The 16,365-nt window shown below is 46.6% G+C and carries 23 protein-coding genes and 1 tRNA gene; 16 read left to right on the forward strand and 8 right to left on the reverse strand.

What is annotated here, in order from left to right; all coding sequences use genetic code 11:
- Positions 1–26 precede the first annotated feature (26 nt).
- Positions 27–509, forward strand: a complete 483-nt coding sequence (locus L1N85_RS15830; protein WP_235240050.1) for a DUF4446 family protein — start codon at positions 27–29, stop codon at positions 507–509.
- Between the two features lie 19 nt (positions 510–528).
- Here the strand turns inward: L1N85_RS15830 and yyaC are convergent, their stop codons facing one another.
- A complete protein-coding gene (yyaC, locus tag L1N85_RS15835) occupies positions 529–1,134 on the reverse strand; it encodes a spore protease YyaC (protein WP_235240051.1) in 606 nt (201 codons plus the stop codon).
- Between the two features lie 107 nt (positions 1,135–1,241).
- Here yyaC and L1N85_RS15840 point away from each other — a divergent pair, with 107 nt between their 5' ends.
- The 5 genes from L1N85_RS15840 to L1N85_RS15860 all read left to right on the forward strand — a co-directional run bounded on the left by L1N85_RS15840 (position 1,242) and on the right by L1N85_RS15860 (position 3,501).
- Complete coding sequence (locus L1N85_RS15840) at positions 1,242–1,481, forward strand: DUF3343 domain-containing protein (RefSeq protein ID WP_235240052.1); 240 nt, start codon at positions 1,242–1,244, stop codon at positions 1,479–1,481.
- 41 nt (positions 1,482–1,522) lie between these two features.
- Entirely contained in the window at positions 1,523–2,398 is an 876-nt protein-coding gene (locus L1N85_RS15845) for a mechanosensitive ion channel family protein (RefSeq protein ID WP_235240053.1), read from the forward strand.
- Positions 2,388–2,606 carry a DUF951 domain-containing protein gene (locus tag L1N85_RS15850; protein WP_235240054.1) on the forward strand — a complete coding sequence of 73 codons (219 nt, stop codon included), beginning with the start codon at positions 2,388–2,390 and terminating at the stop codon, positions 2,604–2,606. Before L1N85_RS15845 ends, L1N85_RS15850 begins: the two co-directional genes overlap by 11 nt.
- A gap of 74 nt (positions 2,607–2,680) precedes the next feature.
- Positions 2,681–2,771, forward strand: a tRNA-Ser gene (locus L1N85_RS15855).
- A 127-nt stretch (positions 2,772–2,898) separates the two neighbouring features.
- Entirely contained in the window at positions 2,899–3,501 is a 603-nt protein-coding gene (locus tag L1N85_RS15860) for a GNAT family N-acetyltransferase (protein WP_235240055.1), read from the forward strand.
- 501 nt (positions 3,502–4,002) lie between these two features.
- On the opposite strand, the gene L1N85_RS15865 is transcribed toward L1N85_RS15860, so the two are convergent.
- Complete coding sequence (locus L1N85_RS15865) at positions 4,003–4,185, reverse strand: YjzC family protein (protein ID WP_235240056.1); 183 nt, start codon at positions 4,183–4,185, stop codon at positions 4,003–4,005.
- A 249-nt stretch (positions 4,186–4,434) separates the two neighbouring features.
- Here L1N85_RS15865 and rpsF point away from each other — a divergent pair, with 249 nt between their 5' ends.
- From rpsF to rpsR, 3 genes are read left to right on the forward strand one after another with little or no spacing between them, the layout of a single operon-like run.
- Positions 4,435–4,719: a 30S ribosomal protein S6 gene (gene rpsF / locus L1N85_RS15870; RefSeq protein WP_235240057.1), complete on the forward strand. Its 285-nt coding sequence runs from the start codon at positions 4,435–4,437 to the stop codon at positions 4,717–4,719.
- A gap of 36 nt (positions 4,720–4,755) precedes the next feature.
- Positions 4,756–5,283, forward strand: a complete 528-nt coding sequence (ssb, locus tag L1N85_RS15875; RefSeq protein ID WP_235240058.1) for a single-stranded DNA-binding protein — start codon at positions 4,756–4,758, stop codon at positions 5,281–5,283.
- A 29-nt stretch (positions 5,284–5,312) separates the two neighbouring features.
- Complete coding sequence (gene rpsR / locus L1N85_RS15880) at positions 5,313–5,597, forward strand: 30S ribosomal protein S18 (protein WP_235240059.1); 285 nt, start codon at positions 5,313–5,315, stop codon at positions 5,595–5,597.
- 73 nt (positions 5,598–5,670) lie between these two features.
- On the opposite strand, the gene L1N85_RS15885 is transcribed toward rpsR, so the two are convergent.
- Positions 5,671–5,910, reverse strand: a complete 240-nt coding sequence (locus tag L1N85_RS15885; RefSeq protein ID WP_235240060.1) for a hypothetical protein — start codon at positions 5,908–5,910, stop codon at positions 5,671–5,673.
- Between the two features lie 277 nt (positions 5,911–6,187).
- On the opposite strand from L1N85_RS15885, the gene L1N85_RS15890 reads away from it, so the two are divergent.
- From L1N85_RS15890 to mnhG, 6 genes are read left to right on the forward strand one after another with little or no spacing between them, the layout of a single operon-like run.
- Entirely contained in the window at positions 6,188–9,064 is a 2,877-nt protein-coding gene (locus L1N85_RS15890; protein ID WP_235240061.1) for a Na+/H+ antiporter subunit A, read from the forward strand.
- Between the two features lie 2 nt (positions 9,065–9,066).
- On the forward strand, positions 9,067–9,405 hold the full coding sequence (locus L1N85_RS15895) for a Na(+)/H(+) antiporter subunit C (RefSeq protein ID WP_235240062.1): 339 nt from the start codon (positions 9,067–9,069) through the stop codon (positions 9,403–9,405).
- Positions 9,398–10,876 (forward strand): Na+/H+ antiporter subunit D, encoded by a 1,479-nt coding sequence (locus L1N85_RS15900; protein ID WP_235240063.1) that lies wholly within the window; start codon positions 9,398–9,400, stop codon positions 10,874–10,876. The genes L1N85_RS15895 and L1N85_RS15900 overlap by 8 nt, the downstream gene beginning before the upstream one ends.
- 5 nt (positions 10,877–10,881) lie before the next feature.
- Positions 10,882–11,361, forward strand: a complete 480-nt coding sequence (locus tag L1N85_RS15905) for a Na+/H+ antiporter subunit E (RefSeq protein WP_235240064.1) — start codon at positions 10,882–10,884, stop codon at positions 11,359–11,361.
- Positions 11,358–11,651, forward strand: coding sequence for a Na(+)/H(+) antiporter subunit F1 (locus L1N85_RS15910; RefSeq protein WP_235240065.1), 294 nt, complete (start codon positions 11,358–11,360; stop codon positions 11,649–11,651). The genes L1N85_RS15905 and L1N85_RS15910 overlap by 4 nt, the downstream gene beginning before the upstream one ends.
- Complete coding sequence (gene mnhG / locus L1N85_RS15915; protein WP_235240110.1) at positions 11,635–11,994, forward strand: monovalent cation/H(+) antiporter subunit G; 360 nt, start codon at positions 11,635–11,637, stop codon at positions 11,992–11,994. The genes L1N85_RS15910 and mnhG overlap by 17 nt, the downstream gene beginning before the upstream one ends.
- A 68-nt stretch (positions 11,995–12,062) precedes the next feature.
- On the opposite strand, the gene L1N85_RS15920 is transcribed toward mnhG, so the two are convergent.
- The 4 genes from L1N85_RS15920 to L1N85_RS15935 form a co-directional block, all read right to left on the reverse strand.
- Positions 12,063–12,806 carry a DUF4247 domain-containing protein gene (locus L1N85_RS15920; RefSeq protein WP_235240066.1) on the reverse strand — a complete coding sequence of 248 codons (744 nt, stop codon included), beginning with the start codon at positions 12,804–12,806 and terminating at the stop codon, positions 12,063–12,065.
- 10 nt (positions 12,807–12,816) lie between these two features.
- Complete coding sequence (locus L1N85_RS15925; RefSeq protein ID WP_235240067.1) at positions 12,817–13,323, reverse strand: DUF4178 domain-containing protein; 507 nt, start codon at positions 13,321–13,323, stop codon at positions 12,817–12,819.
- A 22-nt stretch (positions 13,324–13,345) separates the two neighbouring features.
- Positions 13,346–13,747, reverse strand: a complete 402-nt coding sequence (locus L1N85_RS15930) for a DUF350 domain-containing protein (protein WP_235240068.1) — start codon at positions 13,745–13,747, stop codon at positions 13,346–13,348.
- Positions 13,748–13,864: 117 nt separating this feature from the next.
- Positions 13,865–14,533 (reverse strand): PspA/IM30 family protein, encoded by a 669-nt coding sequence (locus L1N85_RS15935; RefSeq protein WP_235240069.1) that lies wholly within the window; start codon positions 14,531–14,533, stop codon positions 13,865–13,867.
- A 165-nt stretch (positions 14,534–14,698) separates the two neighbouring features.
- Here L1N85_RS15935 and L1N85_RS15940 point away from each other — a divergent pair, with 165 nt between their 5' ends.
- Complete coding sequence (locus L1N85_RS15940) at positions 14,699–15,853, forward strand: AI-2E family transporter (protein ID WP_235240070.1); 1,155 nt, start codon at positions 14,699–14,701, stop codon at positions 15,851–15,853.
- 14 nt (positions 15,854–15,867) lie between these two features.
- On the opposite strand, the gene L1N85_RS15945 is transcribed toward L1N85_RS15940, so the two are convergent.
- Complete coding sequence (locus L1N85_RS15945; protein ID WP_235240071.1) at positions 15,868–16,320, reverse strand: CBO0543 family protein; 453 nt, start codon at positions 16,318–16,320, stop codon at positions 15,868–15,870.
- Positions 16,321–16,365: the final 45 nt, after the last annotated feature.

The raw sequence follows: 16,365 nt of genomic DNA on the forward strand, positions 1-16,365 counted from the left end.
TTTTATATGGGGGCGGAATAGCAACAATGGAAGATTGGACAACAAATCCGATGAATGCAGTAACGGCAGGTTTATTTTTATTAGTCATTATTTTATTCATCTGGATTGCAGTAATTGGCGGGCGGCTGAAAAAGCTTAGAAAACAATATACAGCGGTCATGGGGAATATGGGCGTGACGAACCTGGAAGATGTGATCATGGAGATTAAGGAAGGTCTTGCCGAACAGCAGCAGGAAACGAAACAATTGCAATCGCAGCTTAAAGAAATAAAAACCTCTTTGCCGCGGCAAAAAGGCAGAATAGGAATTATACGCTATAATGCATTTGCCGAGCAGGGCAGTGATCTAAGCTTTTCCATCGCCATTATTAATGACGAGAAGGATGGAGCCGTGTTCTCCGCTATTCATAACCGGGAAAATTCGTATGTCTATGCGAAGCCGCTTGCCAAAGGAGAATCTAATTATCCGTTAACGCCGGAGGAAAGAAAGGCGATTCTGGAAGCGAAATAAGATCCTCAACAATCGTCCATCAGCTGTTATCCGCTACGGCCGTTTGTTCCCTTGCACGGCTTGCATTGGTATGGTTAACAATAGCCGTAAATAAGCTTATCGAAATCGTATCAGCCATCTTCATCACGAGATGGAGCCGCGTATTTTGCAAAACGAAATATTCCATGAAGCCTCCTACGTTCACGATTCCGGTTATATGGATATCGCCGACAGGAGGCAGTTCTTTATTAACGCCTGCACCTGGGCGAACAGGGCCCATACCGACCTGAATGGAGCCAACGCTGGCAACCTGACCGAGGCAAGCATCAATGCCTATAATAAACGGCTTATGAAAACGGCGGTTAATTTCCATTAACGTGTCATCGAGATTCATAGCATGAACGGGTTCTTCCAATGTGCCAAACAGACTAAAATGAGGACTGCGGTACTTGGACAAGGACGTGCCGATGAGCGGACCAAGCGCATCGCCGGTGGAACGGTCGGTACCGATGCATACGACGACGATAGGACGGCCATCAGCCAATTCCTCAAGCATGGCAGTCAGACGATTGACAAGGATGCCAATAACGTTAACCGTAGTGTACGGTACCTTTAATGGTGTCTCTTTCATAAATGGAAGCTTCATAGAACCCCTCCAATAGAACAATATGTTACTAGTATATGGATGAGACAACCATTTTATACGTCCGATAGTTTAGAATAAAGATTTAGGCTGCAAAGGGGGACGTACTCATGTTAATTGCATTTGATTCGACACAGCAGGCGCTGCGAGCGGAGATGCTGCTCGAGTATGCAGAAGTTGAAATAGATATTTGCCCTACGCCAAAGGAAATAACGGCTGGCTGTGCACTTTCGATACATTTTCCGGAAGAGGATTTAACGATGGTGAAGGATGTCATTGTACAAGAGAATGTTGAGATAAGAGGCATATTTAAGCCCGTCGATAAGGGATATGAACAAGTAGATCTTTAAGCAGGTTTGAGGTTCGACCAAGGGTATAAGGAGGAATAGGCATGGCAATTGAAGAACTATATAAGGGTACGATTACAGGATTAACAGATAACGAGCTGTGGCTGAACTTCGGAAATGCAGCGCTTCGCGTTATTGTCATATTGGTTGTGAGCAGATTGATTGTATGGGCTATACATAAAACCATAAATCGAGGCGTATTAGAGCGTGAGATCAAGCGCTTGCCGAGCCATGTAAGACGTATGAGAACTGTAGGCAAGCTTTTGAAAAATGTTGCCTCCTATGTCGTATATTTTATTGCAGGCATGCTCGTATTGTCCGAGTTCGGAATCGATTTGGGCCCATTGCTTGCAGGAGCAGGCGTACTCGGTTTAGCCATTGGCTTCGGCGCTCAAAGTCTGGTAAAGGATATCATTACGGGCTTTTTCATCGTTCTTGAGGATCAGTTCGCCGTTGGTGACGTCATTCAGACGGGGCAGTTTAAGGGGACGGTCGAAATGATTGGGCTGCGTACGACTCGAATACAGAGCTGGACAGGAGAGGTGCATATCGTGCCAAACGGCATGATCAATGAGGTGACGAACTTCTCCATTAACAACACTTTGGCGGTAGTCGATATCTCGATAGCGTTCGAGGAAGAGGTAGACCGCGCTCTGGAAGTCATTCGATTTACGATGATTAGCATGCAGGATGAAAATTTGGTTAATGCGCCTGAGGTGTTGGGCATTCAGGCCATCGCTCCTACCGGCGTAACGCTTCGAGTGATTGCTGAATGTCGGCCGAACACGCATTCTATTGTTTCCCGTAAACTAAATATGGAGATCAAGAAAGCGCTGGACTCGAGCGGAATTGAAATACCATATCCAAGAATGGTGACTTATCATCGGAATGAAAAGGGAGGCGTGAAAGATGGAGCGTAAGCAGTTTGAGCTCGGCGATGTCGTTCAAATGAAAAAACAGCATCCATGCGGCTCTAATGAAATGGAAGTCATACGAATGGGAATGGACATCCGCATAAAATGCGTAGGCTGCAAGCACAGTGTCCTGATTCCGAGAGCGAAGTTCGAGAAGAATATGAAGAAGGTGCTTCGCTCCAAAGCATCCGATGAAAGCAGCATGGAAGCATAACAAGCACAATTTAAAAATTATTTGAGAAACACTTGCATGAAGACAAGCTGTATGATAAAATAATTTTTACATGCGGAGAGGTACCCAAGAGGCCCAAGGGGGCTGACTCGAAATCAGCTAGGCGTGTCAAAGCGTGCGTGGGTTCGAATCCCACCTTCTCCGCCATAAATGAACTCCTTATTATATAAGGGTTTGGGACTAGCTATTATAATAAATCGTTGCAGGTACATACCTAGATGATTCCATACACCTAACTAATTAACCTTCTACATGAAACCATGTGGGAGGTTTTTTGTTAAGGAGAAAGGGAAATGAAGCGATGAAATTTACTCAATTACAAGGTAACCGAATATCATTAATCCCACTTGAATTTGAGCATGCCGATTCGTTATTTCAATGCTCACGATTTCCTGAAATATGGGGGAGCCTCCCGATAAAAGTCCAAACAATAAAAGAAATGGAGAACTTCATTTATACAGCAATTTCAGGGAGAGAACGCGGAGAACAATTTCCGTATGCAGTTTTTGATCATAAACTAAACAAATTTGTTGGGATGACAAGATATTTGCGGATTTCACAAATACACAAAAATTTAAATATTGGCTGGACATGGTATTCCCCTAAGGTATGGAGAACAGCGGTTAATACAGAGTGTAAATACTTGTTATTAAAATATGCATTCGAGGATTGGAAAGCTGTTCGTGTCGAAATTATAACAACGACAACTCATAGCCGTTCTCAAAAAGCTATCGAGCGGTTGGGAGCAAAAAAGGAAGGAATATTAAGAAAAAAATATAATGAATTAGATTACGTAATATACAGTATTATTGATGAGGATTGGTACGAAGTTAAGAATCGACTTGAGGGATTTTTAGAACATTCATACACTGTATAAATCCATCATAACGCGCTAAACGGGGCTTGGGACCGAGAAGTTACTGTATATCTCCATCATAACAAGAAGCTTGGCATGAATAAAAAAGAAGAGAGCTCTTGCGAGCCCGCTTCATTGACGGTGGTTGATAGTTGAGTCGATCAATTCTCAATAAAGCGTGTGAAACATTGGAGCTGTCATTCGTCAATTGGAGCAAGTCAGCAATCGCTTCGTTAAATCCTCTTGAGCACAATCATACGTATCCGTTGAACGGTTTGACGTACGAATGGTCGAATGCGCGTGTGTTACAGACAAGTGTCTTTGGCACAACCCTCCGCTTCTTTCCTGAGTGAACGAAATCCTCTGGAGTTCCTTTCGAAATACAAGGACGTATAAGTTTTACCTATATACGAGCCATATATTTCACAACGAAACGGTCCAACGGAACCACACCTCTCTTACACCGTCGAACATTAGATTGACCCGCAGAAGTCTTAAATATGCACGACCATTTACAAAATGTTAATGTCCCATCCGCTTCCACTTGCGTTCATGGTTGGTCGTTTGCGGGAAGCGCTCGCCTTTGCTGAGCGTCACCTTCTTTGGGTTTTGAATGCCCATGTGGTACGAATTTGCGCCGTCTTCAATATAAGTTCCGTCATTCGGTGCTCTGTCGCCTTGTTCAAATCTTGTCCATTCGCCCATTCCAATCGCCTCCAGCTTATTCTGGTTTGTAGAACGCATGCAAATCAGCAGTCGTTCGAAACCTTAGTATTCGCAGCAGAGCATTATTGCATAAGTAGCAGAATACGGCTATAAACGTATGCGGCAAACCTTTTCGAAAAATCTTTACTTGTAATAGGCAATTTGATTTGGTATAGTGTAGAGATGCGAGCAGAAGCTCGTTCCTTGCTCCATTTATGGGGCCGTTAGTCCAAAAGGAGGTGAAACAATATGCGCAAATATGAAGTGATGTACATCATTCGTCCAGAAGTTGAACAGGAAAATGTTCAAGCTCTCGTTGATAAATTCAATGGCATCATCTCCAACGGCGGAGAGGTCACTAAGACAGACGTGATCGGCAAACGCCGCCTTGCGTATGAGATCAACAAGCTTCGTGACGGTTATTTCGTTCTGGTACACTTCAATGCAACGACTGAAGTTGTGAATGAACTTGACCGCATCATGAAGATTACGGATGAAGTTATTCGTACGTTGATCGTCAGAGACGTCGCTTAGTCTACGCAGGATTGTTCGATTGGGAGGTCGGAAACGATGTTAAACCGTGTTATATTGATTGGTAGATTGACGAGAGACCCCGAGCTGCGCTATACGCCTGCGGGTGTTGCAGTTACACAATTTACGATCGCGGTAGATCGTCCGTTTACAAGCGGCGGCGGCGAACGTGAAGCGGATTTCATTCCGGTTGTAACTTGGCGTCAGCTGGCAGAAACCTGCGCCAACTATTTGCGCAAAGGCCGTTTAACAGCGGTTGAGGGACGCATTCAAGTGCGGAACTATGAGAACAACGAAGGCAAGCGCGTCTATGTGACGGAAGTTATTGCTGATAACGTTCGCTTCTTAGAGTCCAATCGTGAAGGCGGAGCACCGCGCGAAGAGGGCGGAGGCAGCAGCTACAGCAGTTTTGGCGGCGGTACAAGCGGTGGCGGAGGCTACTCCGGCGGCAACGCTTCTAATGGAGGCGGAAACAAATCAAACAATAACTCGCGAAATGACAGCCGTGACCCGTTCCAGGATGACGGACGCCCAATTGATATATCGGAAGATGATCTGCCTTTTTAAATTTTTCAACGAAACGGAGGATATGACTCATGGCTTTCAAGCAAAGAGATAACGGCGGCGACGAGCGTCCAGAACGTAAGTTCAGCGGACGTAAAGGCGGACGCAACAAACGTCGTAAAGTATGTTTCTTCACTGTAAACAAAATCGCTAAAATTGATTATAAAGATACAGATTTGCTGAAAAAGTTTATCAGCGAGCGCGGTAAAATCTTGCCGCGCCGTGTGACTGGAACAAGCGCGAAATACCAACGCTTGCTTACAATCGCAGTTAAACGTTCACGTCAAATTGCATTGCTTCCATATACAACGGAATAGGTTATAGGAGCAAAGAAGCCTGTTGGGATCCTCCGACAGGCTTCTTTTTATACTAACACAAGTTTTAACAATGTTAATTGGGCTCATTCTTCACCCGGTGAATGATTCTTATATATTCCCTTGGAGAGAAGGGATAGGAGCGGTCCATCGTATTCGTGGAGTATTTGGTTGAATAGATGGTGAACGAGTAATTGTAGGGGGCCAAAAAAGTTTCATTAGATCGCTGCCTGGCTATATGATAGCTCCATACGCCTCCTGCGACGATAATAAGTATAAATACAAATGCGGAAACCGTTATTTTTCGCGCCAGCATGAAAATCACTCCTTTCTTACTAAAGAGTAATCCCCTATATGGCCGAATTTCATTCCTGCAGGCGGTATAATCGTTCGATTTCTTTTGACAACGTAAGGAGAGGACGATATACTTAGTAACAGCATAAAAACAATATCATAATCGTTTTAATCGGAGGAGCCTGCCAACAGCGGGCTCTTTTTGCGTTTTTTCTCGTAATTTATCGAAAAGCACGTACTTTTAGTTAAATTTGGGAATACTTAATAAGTACATCAAGCAGGATTAAGGAGGAAGAACGTTGTCTTTGCTGCATCTCGTTATTATTTTGCCTTTTATGTTCGCCGTAGTCAGTCCGTTTCTGCATAAAATGGCGCAGCGTATTCACACCGGTTGGTTGATTTTACCTGCTTCCGTATTTATGTTCATTTATTTTCTGGGACGGCTGCCTCAGGTGCAAGACGGGGAGCGGGTAACGTCATCCGTACCTTGGATACCCTCGCTGGGAGTCGACTTTACCGTTTATTTAGATGGGCTAGGGCTGTTATTCGCGCTTCTCATTACGGGAATTGGCTCCTTGGTCATTCTTTATTCGATTTTTTATATGAACAAAACAAAAGAAGCCATTGGAATGTTCTACCTTTATTTGTTGTTATTCATGGGGGCTATGCTCGGCGTGGTGCTTTCCGATAATCTTATCGTTCTGTACGGCTTCTGGGAGCTGACGAGTATTTCGTCCTTTCTGCTGATCGCTTTCTGGTATCAAAGGGAGAAGTCGAGGTATGGCGCACTAAAGTCGATGCTCATTACCGTTTTTGGCGGTTTGGCTATGCTCGGCGGATTCGTCATGCTTTATTTGATGACGGGTACGTTCAGCATTCGGGAGATCATTGGAAATGCAGCAAGCATGACTGACCATAGCTTATTCGTACCGGCTATGCTGTTGGTTCTGCTCGGAGCCTTCACGAAATCGGCGCAATTTCCTTTCCACATTTGGCTGCCTGATGCGATGGAGGCTCCGACGCCAGTAAGCGCATATTTGCATTCCGCAACGATGGTTAAAGCCGGCTTGTATTTGGTCGCACGGTTCAGCCCCGTATTTGCGGGAGAAGCGGGCTGGTTTTGGCTCGTATCTGCAACGGGAATCGTGACGTTGACCTATGGATCATATCGGGCGTTAAAGCAGACCGATTTGAAGTCGATGCTCGCCTTCTCAACGATTAGTCAGCTTGGGCTCATCATGAGCTTGCTCGGTCTAGGCTCGGCGGCGGCCGTTTATTCGGGAACGAGCGAGTCTTTATTTTACGTGAAAGCGACGATGGCGGGCATCTTTCATCTCATCAACCACGCGGTGTTCAAAGGCGCCTTGTTCATGGTTGCCGGCATCGTCGACCATGAGACGGGAACCAGAGATATACGCAAGCTTGGCGGTTTAATGTCGGTCATGCCCGTTACTTTCTCTATCGCTGTAATCGGAACCTTCTCCATGGCAGGCCTGCCGCCGTTTAACGGCTTCCTGAGCAAGGAGATGTTTTTTACGGCGGTTCTGAACATTATGGAGATGGACGTATTCCATATGCAGTTTTTAGGGGTAATCTTTCCGGTTATCGCCTGGGTGGCCAGCATCTTTACGTTCGTATACAGCATGCTGCTGCTATTTAAAACCTTTACGGGCAAGAAGCAATTTGAAAAGCTGGAGAAAAAGCCGCATGAAGCCCCTCTGGGGATGCTGCTTCCGCCAGTTGTGCTGGCATCGCTTGCCGTTGTGTTCGGTTTATTTCCTAATTTGCTGTCCTATACGCTGATCGAGCCGGCTATGGCGGCGATTCACCCGACGATGCTTCTGCCTGGACAACAATTCGATGCGGCCATTCATATTTGGCATGGGTGGACGACCGAAATATTTATGACAATCGGCGTTATCGCATTTGGAGTTGTCTTATTCAAGCTTCACCATCGTTTAAAAGTTCTCAACCAGCCGCTATTTAGCGGCATGACGTTAAATAAAACCTACGATGGCGGATTAAGCATGCTTGATCGAGGAGCAAAGGGTCTGACGGATCGTTACATGACAGGCTCTATCCGCCACTATTTGATTTATATTTTTATTTTCCTAATCGTTTCCATTGCGGTTACGATGGGCAGCTCCGCGAATATCCGGTTCGACTTTTCTGCATTCGCACCGATGTCGCTGTACGAGGCGGTTATTATTTTCGCGCTCATCGTGCCGGTCATCGCGGTTCCTTTCGCACGCTCGCGGATGATGGCCATTATTTTGACAGGTACGGCAGGGTATATGGTTACTTTGTTCTTCGTTATCTTCCGGGCGCCGGATTTGGCTCTGACCCAAATGATCGTGGAGACGGTATCCGTTACCTTGTTCCTTCTTTGCTTCTACCATCTGCCTAAGCTGAAGAAGGAGATTGTCGCTTTACGCTTTAAGCTGTCGAACTTTATCATTGCGCTCGGGGTCGGCGTTGTCATGACCTTAATCGCTTTAAGCGCAAGCAGCAGCCGTTCGTTTGAGTCGATTTCCAAGTTTTTCATCGAAGAAAGCTACAATCTTGCCGGCGGTAAAAATATCGTCAACGTCATCCTCGTTGATTTCCGCGGATTCGATACCATGCTCGAAATTGTTGTACTTGGCATTGCGTCGTACGGGATCTACGCGCTAATCAGATTGAAGCTGCCCGGCGAGCAAGAGTCGGCCGGCGCAGGCTATTGGGAGAGCGGAAGCAAGCTGCCGATCAATGGGATAAAGAGCAACGATGTCATATTGCAGACCATATCCAAGGTCGTTATCTTTATTATTTTGACGTTTTCCTTGTACCTGTTTTTTTCGGGCCACCATGAACCGGGCGGGGGCTTTATCGGAGCTCTAATGACGGCTGCTGCATTCGTGCTGCTGGCTATGGCATTCGGCATCAAGACGATTCGGGAAGTGATTCCGATCGATTTCCGCAGGGTGAGCGCAGCCGGCATCCTTGTGGCTTTGCTGACGGGTATCGGGTCCTTCGTATTTGATGCTCCGTTTCTAAGTCATGCCTTTGGGTACTTTCCCTTGCCGCTGCTTGGCCAAACGGAGCTGGCAACCGCTCTGCTGTTCGATTTGGGCGTTTATTTGACGGTAGTAGGCATTACGATGACGATTATCCTGGCGATAGGGAGGGATAACTAAAGATGGAACTATACATGTCACTAGCGATAGGCGTGCTGTTTACGGTCGGCGTATACCTGGTCTTAACCAAGAGCCTGTTGCGCATTATATTAGGCACCTCGCTTCTTACGCATGGCGTTCATTTGCTCTTGCTTACGATGTCCCGCTTAAAAACGGGAGCCGCTCCGCTGCTTGGGCAAGAGGCGGATGTCTATGTAGATCCGCTTCCGCAGGCGCTTATTCTGACTTCGATTGTCATTAGCTTCGGCGTCACCTCCTTCTTCTTCGTGCTCGCATACAAGGCGTATCAGAAGCTGGGGACCGACGATATGGAACAATTAAGGGGGAAAGAAGATGAATAATCTGCTCGTATTTCCGCTTCTTATCCCATTATGTACAGCCGCTATTCTTATCTTTTTTAAAAATAACATACCCGTACAAAGGTGGCTAAGCGCCCTGAGCTTATTGGCGACCGCGGCTGCTGCGTGGACGATCCTGCATCAGGTGAGAGCGGAGGGCATTCAGACGCTGTATATGGGAGGTTGGCTGCCGCCTTACGGCATTGTGTTTGTCGCGGATATGCTCGCCGCGCTGCTTGTTCTTGCAACGACAGCGGTAGGTGCATTTTGTTTATTCTTCTCGTTCGGTACGGTAGGGGAGCAGCGGGAGCGTTATTACTATTATCCGTTTTTTCAGTTTTTGCTGGTGGGGGTTAACGGCTCATTTCTGACGGGTGATTTGTTTAACCTGTTTGTGTGCTTCGAGGTCATGCTCATATCCTCCTATGCGCTCATCGTATTAGGCGGCACGAAGCGGCAGCTGCGCGAAACGTTAAAATATATATTGATCAATATTTTATCGTCGACATTATTTGTTGCCGCCGTTGCGTATTTATACGGCGTCACAGGCAGCTTGAATATGGCTGACCTGTCTCTGCGCGTAGCTCAGGCGGGCCAGGACGGCGTGTTAAACGTCATTGCCATTTTGTTTATGATCGTATTTTCGCTCAAAGCGGGTTTGTTTCTATTTTTTTGGTTACCAGACTCCTACAGTGTTCCGCCTGCGGCCGTATCCGCGTTATTCGGCGCATTGCTTACGAAGGTGGGCTTGTATGCGCTGATTCGTACATTCACGCTTATCTTCTGCCACGATCCGCTTGTCACGCATAACTGGATCGCTTGGATGGCTGCCGCGACGATGATCTTGGGTGCGTTCGGTGCCATTGCCTATTCCGATGTGCAGCGCATCATGAATTATAATGTCGTCATTACGGTTGGCTTCATCGCCTTTGGACTAGCGGTGGCCTCGAAGGAAACGCTTGACGGCGTCGTCTTTTATTTGCTGCATGACATGGTTGCCAAAGCATTGTTGTTTTTATTGGGCGGTATGATCGTCCATCTATCCGGTACAAGCAAGCTGAAGGAAATGGGCGGCATGATTAAGCGTTATCCGGCGGTAGGCTGGATGTTCTTTATCGCGTCGCTGGCAATCGCCGGCATTCCGCCGCTTAGCGGCTTCGCCGGAAAACTCCTCCTTATTCAAGGAGGCTTGCAGGAGCAATATTATTGGCTGACGGGCGTATCGCTTGCATCAAGCTTTATTGTGCTCTATTCGTTAATCAGACTATTCATGAACGCCTTCTGGGGAGAAGAGAAGCAGCTGGCGAGTTCGCCGGCTGCGGTCCCCAAAAGCATGGTTTGGTCTGTGGCAGGCTTGTTTATTATCGTCATAATGATGGGCTTTGGTTCCGAGTGGGTATACCGGTTGGCGTCGGAAGCGGGAAATACGTTAATGAACCCGGCTCTATATATAGATGCCGTGCTGAAGGAGTAGATGGGATGGCCTTGCAAATATTATTAAACCTGATCATTGCCTTCGTATGGATGTTCTTATACAACGACTGGTCAGTTCCAAGGTTTACGGTCGGCTATCTGCTTGGCGTCATTTGCATCGGACTGCTTAGCCGCTTTTGGCCGCATGATTTTTATATGAAGAGATTATGGGCGGTCATGAAGCTGCTTATTCTGTTCGTCAAAGAGCTGTTTATTTCGAGCTTTGCGGTCATGCTGCAAATTATTCGTCCAAGGTTGGAGATTCGTCCGGGGATATTCGCGCTGGAGACGGAGCTGACGTCCGATTGGGAAATCACCGTTCTTTCTTGCCTGATTTGCCTAACCCCAGGCACGCTTACGCTTGACGTGGGACGAGACGGTCGTACGTTGTATATTCACGCGATGGATATCGAGGATGCGGCAGAGCTGTCCAAGCAAATCAAGGGCACGTTTGAAAGAGCGATTATGGAGGTGACGCGGTCATGATGTCTAGTCTTCTGCTTATATCGTTGGCAATATTGTCGATAGCGGTTGTTGGCTGCATGTACCGGCTGCTGAAAGGACCGTCTATCTCGGATCGTATCGCAGCGCTCGACATGATCGGAGTCCTTCTATTGTCTATGATCGCCATCATATGCATGCTGCTCAAAACGTATGCCTATTTTGACATTATATTAGTCATCGGCATCTTAACCTTTATAGGAACAACTGCTTTTGCGCGATATATTGAAAGAGGTGTTGTTATTGAAAGCGGAGATGATGAGTCAGACAGGTGAGATTCTAATCGGACTGGTTGTCCTAATCGGAGCGCTTATCAGTGCGCTGAGCGCCTTTGGGCTAGTACGGTTGCCGGATGTTTACCTGCGATCGCATGCGGCAACCAAAAGCGCGACGCTTGGCGTTCTTTTCATATTAGCCGGAGTTTTTCTGTACTTCGCGTTTTATTTGGAACATGTCAGCGCCAAGCTGCTGCTCGGAATTGTTTTCGTATTTATAACGGCGCCGGTTGCCGGGCATTTAAATGGGAGGGCGGCGTACCGGTCCGGTGTCCCCTTGTGGGAGCGCAGCGTACAGGATGATTGGTCGGTCTCGATTAAGAAGGAACGGGAAAAGCAGTAACCCCACAATCCGATCATTCGCCGGGGTATGAAGCAGCTCTCATGCAGAGAGCTGCTTCGTTTCTATCATTACCTTCGCCGGGTTATTCGGCTTTTTCCGATCTTTATCTTTGGCTTTGAAGCTTTGGGCTTCGTGAAAATTTTGCCCGTGCTGCTTTTTGGCTGATCGTCCTTCACGATTTTGCCGGTTGAGGCGGATGGTTTAGTTGTAATGGCTTTAGGCGAAGCTGATGTTGAAGTTGATGTATTGGCGTCTTTGGAACGCTTGAATATCGAGCCGGTACGGTCAACCGTAACCGGAGGCGCAAGCTTATGATCATCCGCCGTCGGAGTTCTGTAGGAGGATTTTGGCTTGTAGATATCCTTGGATGTGTATCCGCGATAATTGCCTCCATAATTGCCCTTATCGAACAGGTCATCAAGCAAGCTGGCAATTAAGTAACCCTCAAGAAACCCGGGGCTGTAGTTTTGGCGCACATATTCCTTGGAGTCTATTTCAATTAGCGTATCTTCCGGCGCATCGGGCGCTTGCTGTAAATGTATGATTTCGTCGGAGTAGACAAGAAACATCCGCTCGGTGCTTTCTTCACTTTGCTGGTCAGGCTTCCGCTGCTTCACAAATTCGGCAGCAACCTGGGGTACCGTTTGATTTTCGGCACGATACACGTAGGAGGTTTGATTGCCTGAGCCATTGACCGATTCTAACGGATATTGCTCCTTTACGGTTTCCGATACGGTGCAAGCGGTAAGCAAAGGAACGATAAAGCTTAGCAGAAGCAGGTACTTAATCGATTGATGCCACCATTTGTTCATCGTTATTCTCCTATCCGCCGCGGAGCACGCGTACATCGGCAGGCAGAACGCTTTCTCCTTCATAGAGCATGAAGCGTCCGTTCTGCCATTCGACCCGCAGCAGCTTCATATCGTCTGACTGATACTGCCAAACATGCTGTTCGCCTCCTTGCATGTAAGGCGTTTTGCCGCTTGCTGCAATTAATCCGGAGAATTGCTCCTCCATATGGTAAGAACGGTCATCCAGCTCCAAAATAGTCGGCACCTCGTCTATCGAATCCAGTCGGCCGTCAATCGGGCTATAGAGCGCATAGGTTGTTCTTTCCCGTTCTTCAATTGCTAAATAGCGAATATCAACGCCATCTTGCAGGGTAAGCACAACGGCGTTTCGCGCCCGATTGTTTGTTCGGCCTGTGACCTTGTACGTAACCAAGGAAACCTCGCATACATCTCCAGGGGACAATGTCAAAATGCTTTTCTCAGCAACAGCCGGCTGGGAAGGCGTGAGTAGGTTTTTAATTCGTTTCAACAAGCTCATCTTGTATGCTCCTTATATAAAGTTAGACAGACCCGATGATCAGCGCGCCGGCAATATGAAGGGAGCCGACAAACAGCGCGTACCCGATCTTGCCTTCATGAATGCCTTGCTCCAGCTTCATACCGCTCATAGCGGTAACGATTTTCTCAACCATCCATTCCAATACAAGCAAGAGGACGAAGGAGATGAGGGAGATGACGAGCGCTTCCAGCATTTCACTGGATTTTGCGATGGAGTGAGCCAAAATATACGCTTGAGCAAACAGCTTTATGACGAAGCGGGTTGTTACTGCAGTGTTGCCGTTTTTTATTTCCTGCAAATCGTTGTACTTCGTGAAGCGGGAATCCAGAAACATGATGATGAATAATAAAACGGCACCTGCACCCGTCCACACGGGAATGCGAATAAGATCAATCCACGACATCGTAAATTCCTCCAAAATTTCCAAATTAAAAAAATGACCGCTTTCGGTTAAAACCGGGAGTCCGATTCGTAACGCCAGCGGTCATACTATACAATATTTCCCAGTTAAAGGGTAGGGTTATTGCTTCTCGTATTGCTTCATGAGAGCTGCAAGCTCATCTTCGACCGCTTTGTCTTTGCCCAGCTTCGCGAATTCTTCATCCAAGGATTTGCCCTTGGAGGTCATTTCGTTGCTCGCTTCGGCTTGCGCTTCCATTTGCAGCATTTTCTCTTCCATTCGCTTCATGCCGGCCGACGCCGTATCGGATCCGAAGCCTGCGATCGCTTTATTGATCTCATTCTGAGCTTTGGCGGCATTATAGCGTGCGACAAGCGTTTCTCGCTTATTCTTGAGCTCGGTAAGCTGCTTCCGCATTTCATCGAGCTTCGCACGAAGGTTGTCAGCGAGAAATTTGTTTTGGTCGAAGCTCGCCCTGTACTCATTCACCTTCTGTTCAGCTGCTTTTTTCTCTTCTAAAGCACGGCGGGCCAGGTCGATGTTTTGAGCCTGAGCGGCAAGATGCGCTTGTTCGCCGCGTTTCTCGACTAACTGTGTTTGCTCCTCGAAGAGCTGTTTGAATTTTTTCTCGATGGCGATTTGAGCGGCTACCGCTTTCTCCGCATCTGACAAGTCCTCTTGCATATCGCGAATATATTGATCTGTAAGTTTGACAGGGTCCTCTGCTTTTTCAATTAGAGAGTAAACATTCGATAATGTAAGGTCTCGCAGTCGTTTGAAAATAGACACTTAAATCCCTCCTAAGGTATTTTTGACATATGTATAGATACGCAAAAGCGAAGGGCAAGGTTGCAAGAAAATGGAAGGGAAATACCATTCGCGTTCTCTTTTAGTGAAATGTTACAATTAGTAAAAAAAGTACATCTGCATGAGAAGAAGAGAGGGATTGTCGGTATGGAGAATGTCAGAACGGGAACCGGGCGGTTCAAAAAATTTATACTGAACAACAAATTCGTTTTGTTTCTGCTCGTATTGCTGCTTATTGGACTCAATATTATGGTATTGACCAAAATATCCTACATTTTCACTCCGTTTACGGTATTGCTTAAGACGCTGCTGCTGCCGGTTATTTTAGCTGGAATCGTCTACTATTTGCTGAACCCCGCCGTCGATTATTTGGAACGAAAGGGGATTAAGCGCGTTATTTCGATTATTGCCCTTTTTCTGCTTGCGGCGGGGCTGATCACGATCATACTCGTAGCGGTCATTCCTTTTCTGATCGAACAGGTGACGGGGCTGCTGCAGAATCTGCCTGAATACGTGGAACAGCTTAGGGAGAAGTTTGAGCAGTTTATGGGAAGCGCGGGTTTTCTGCAAATTCAGGAATGGTTCAACCTAAATCCCACAGAGCTTACGGGTAATGTAACGGAGCAGGCTACCTCGATATTGAACGGTGTGCTTTTCAGCCTGGGCTCCATTGTAGGGGCGCTTAAAGAGGTGATCCTCGCTATATTGACGCTGCCGTTCATTCTATTCTATCTGCTGAAGGACGGGAAGCAGCTGCCGCAAAAGATTGTCGGCTTTCTGCCGAATAAGCTGCAGCCGCAATCGAAACGGATCATGGCAGAGATGAATAGCCAAATCAGCAGCTATATTAGAGGACAAATCATTGTCAGCTTTTGTATCGGCATTTTGTTATATACAGGCTATTTGATTATCGGTCTTGAGTATTCGCTTGTTCTTGCTCTGGTTGCGGCATGTACAAGCATAATTCCTTATCTGGGACCGGCCATTGCGATTACCCCTGCATTAGTCGTAGCGATGGTCACGTCACCGGTTATGCTGCTGAAGATGATCGTCATATGGACGATCGTTCAGTTTATTGAGGGTAAGTTCATCTCACCGCAAATTATGGGCAAAAGCTTGCAAATTCATCCGATTACGATTATTTTCGTTATTTTGACGGCTGGCAATTTATTCGGCATCGCAGGCATCGTCCTTGCGGTCCCGGGCTATGCGGTACTGAAGGTTATCGTTATTCACCTGTTCGAATGGTTTAAGGATCATTCCTCCCTCTACCAGGAGGAGAACAGCGGGAAAGATGCGTAAGCCTTCTGTATTCGCTAAAGCAGACGGAAACGCTCCAGAAGCTTGAAGTATAAAAATACACCGCCGAAGGCGATGACGTAGGAGAGGAATGTAAACCCAATATTCCAGTGGTTGCTATAAAATACTTTACCGAATAGCAGTCCTGTAAACTCCAGCAAGGTCGTAAACAGGATGAATAGAAACATAATGAGCGCCGCCATGCTGCGATTGGTCATAATGGACTTTATCATGAAGCAGGCAAGTACCGGGTATAGTCCGAGATCCAGCGGCAGGGCAGAGATGGATTCGTTATTCGGCATAATGGGGGTAAAGATCCAAAATTTGAAATGAAAGCCTATGTTGTTAATCGCTAATGAGAAGACAGCTCCGACCGGGAAAATCAATAAAAGCGTTTTTGGGCTTTTAAGCGCTAAATATATACCGAATATCCAAGGAATGATGAATCCGCCAATAAAGTTAAATAACATCAGAAATTCCTTCCTTGTTCATTTTTTTTAAGATTCCCCATGTTT

The sequence above is a fragment of the Paenibacillus alkaliterrae genome, assembly GCF_021532375.1.
Taxonomy (GTDB): Bacteria; Bacillota; Bacilli; order Paenibacillales; family Paenibacillaceae; genus Pristimantibacillus; species Pristimantibacillus alkaliterrae.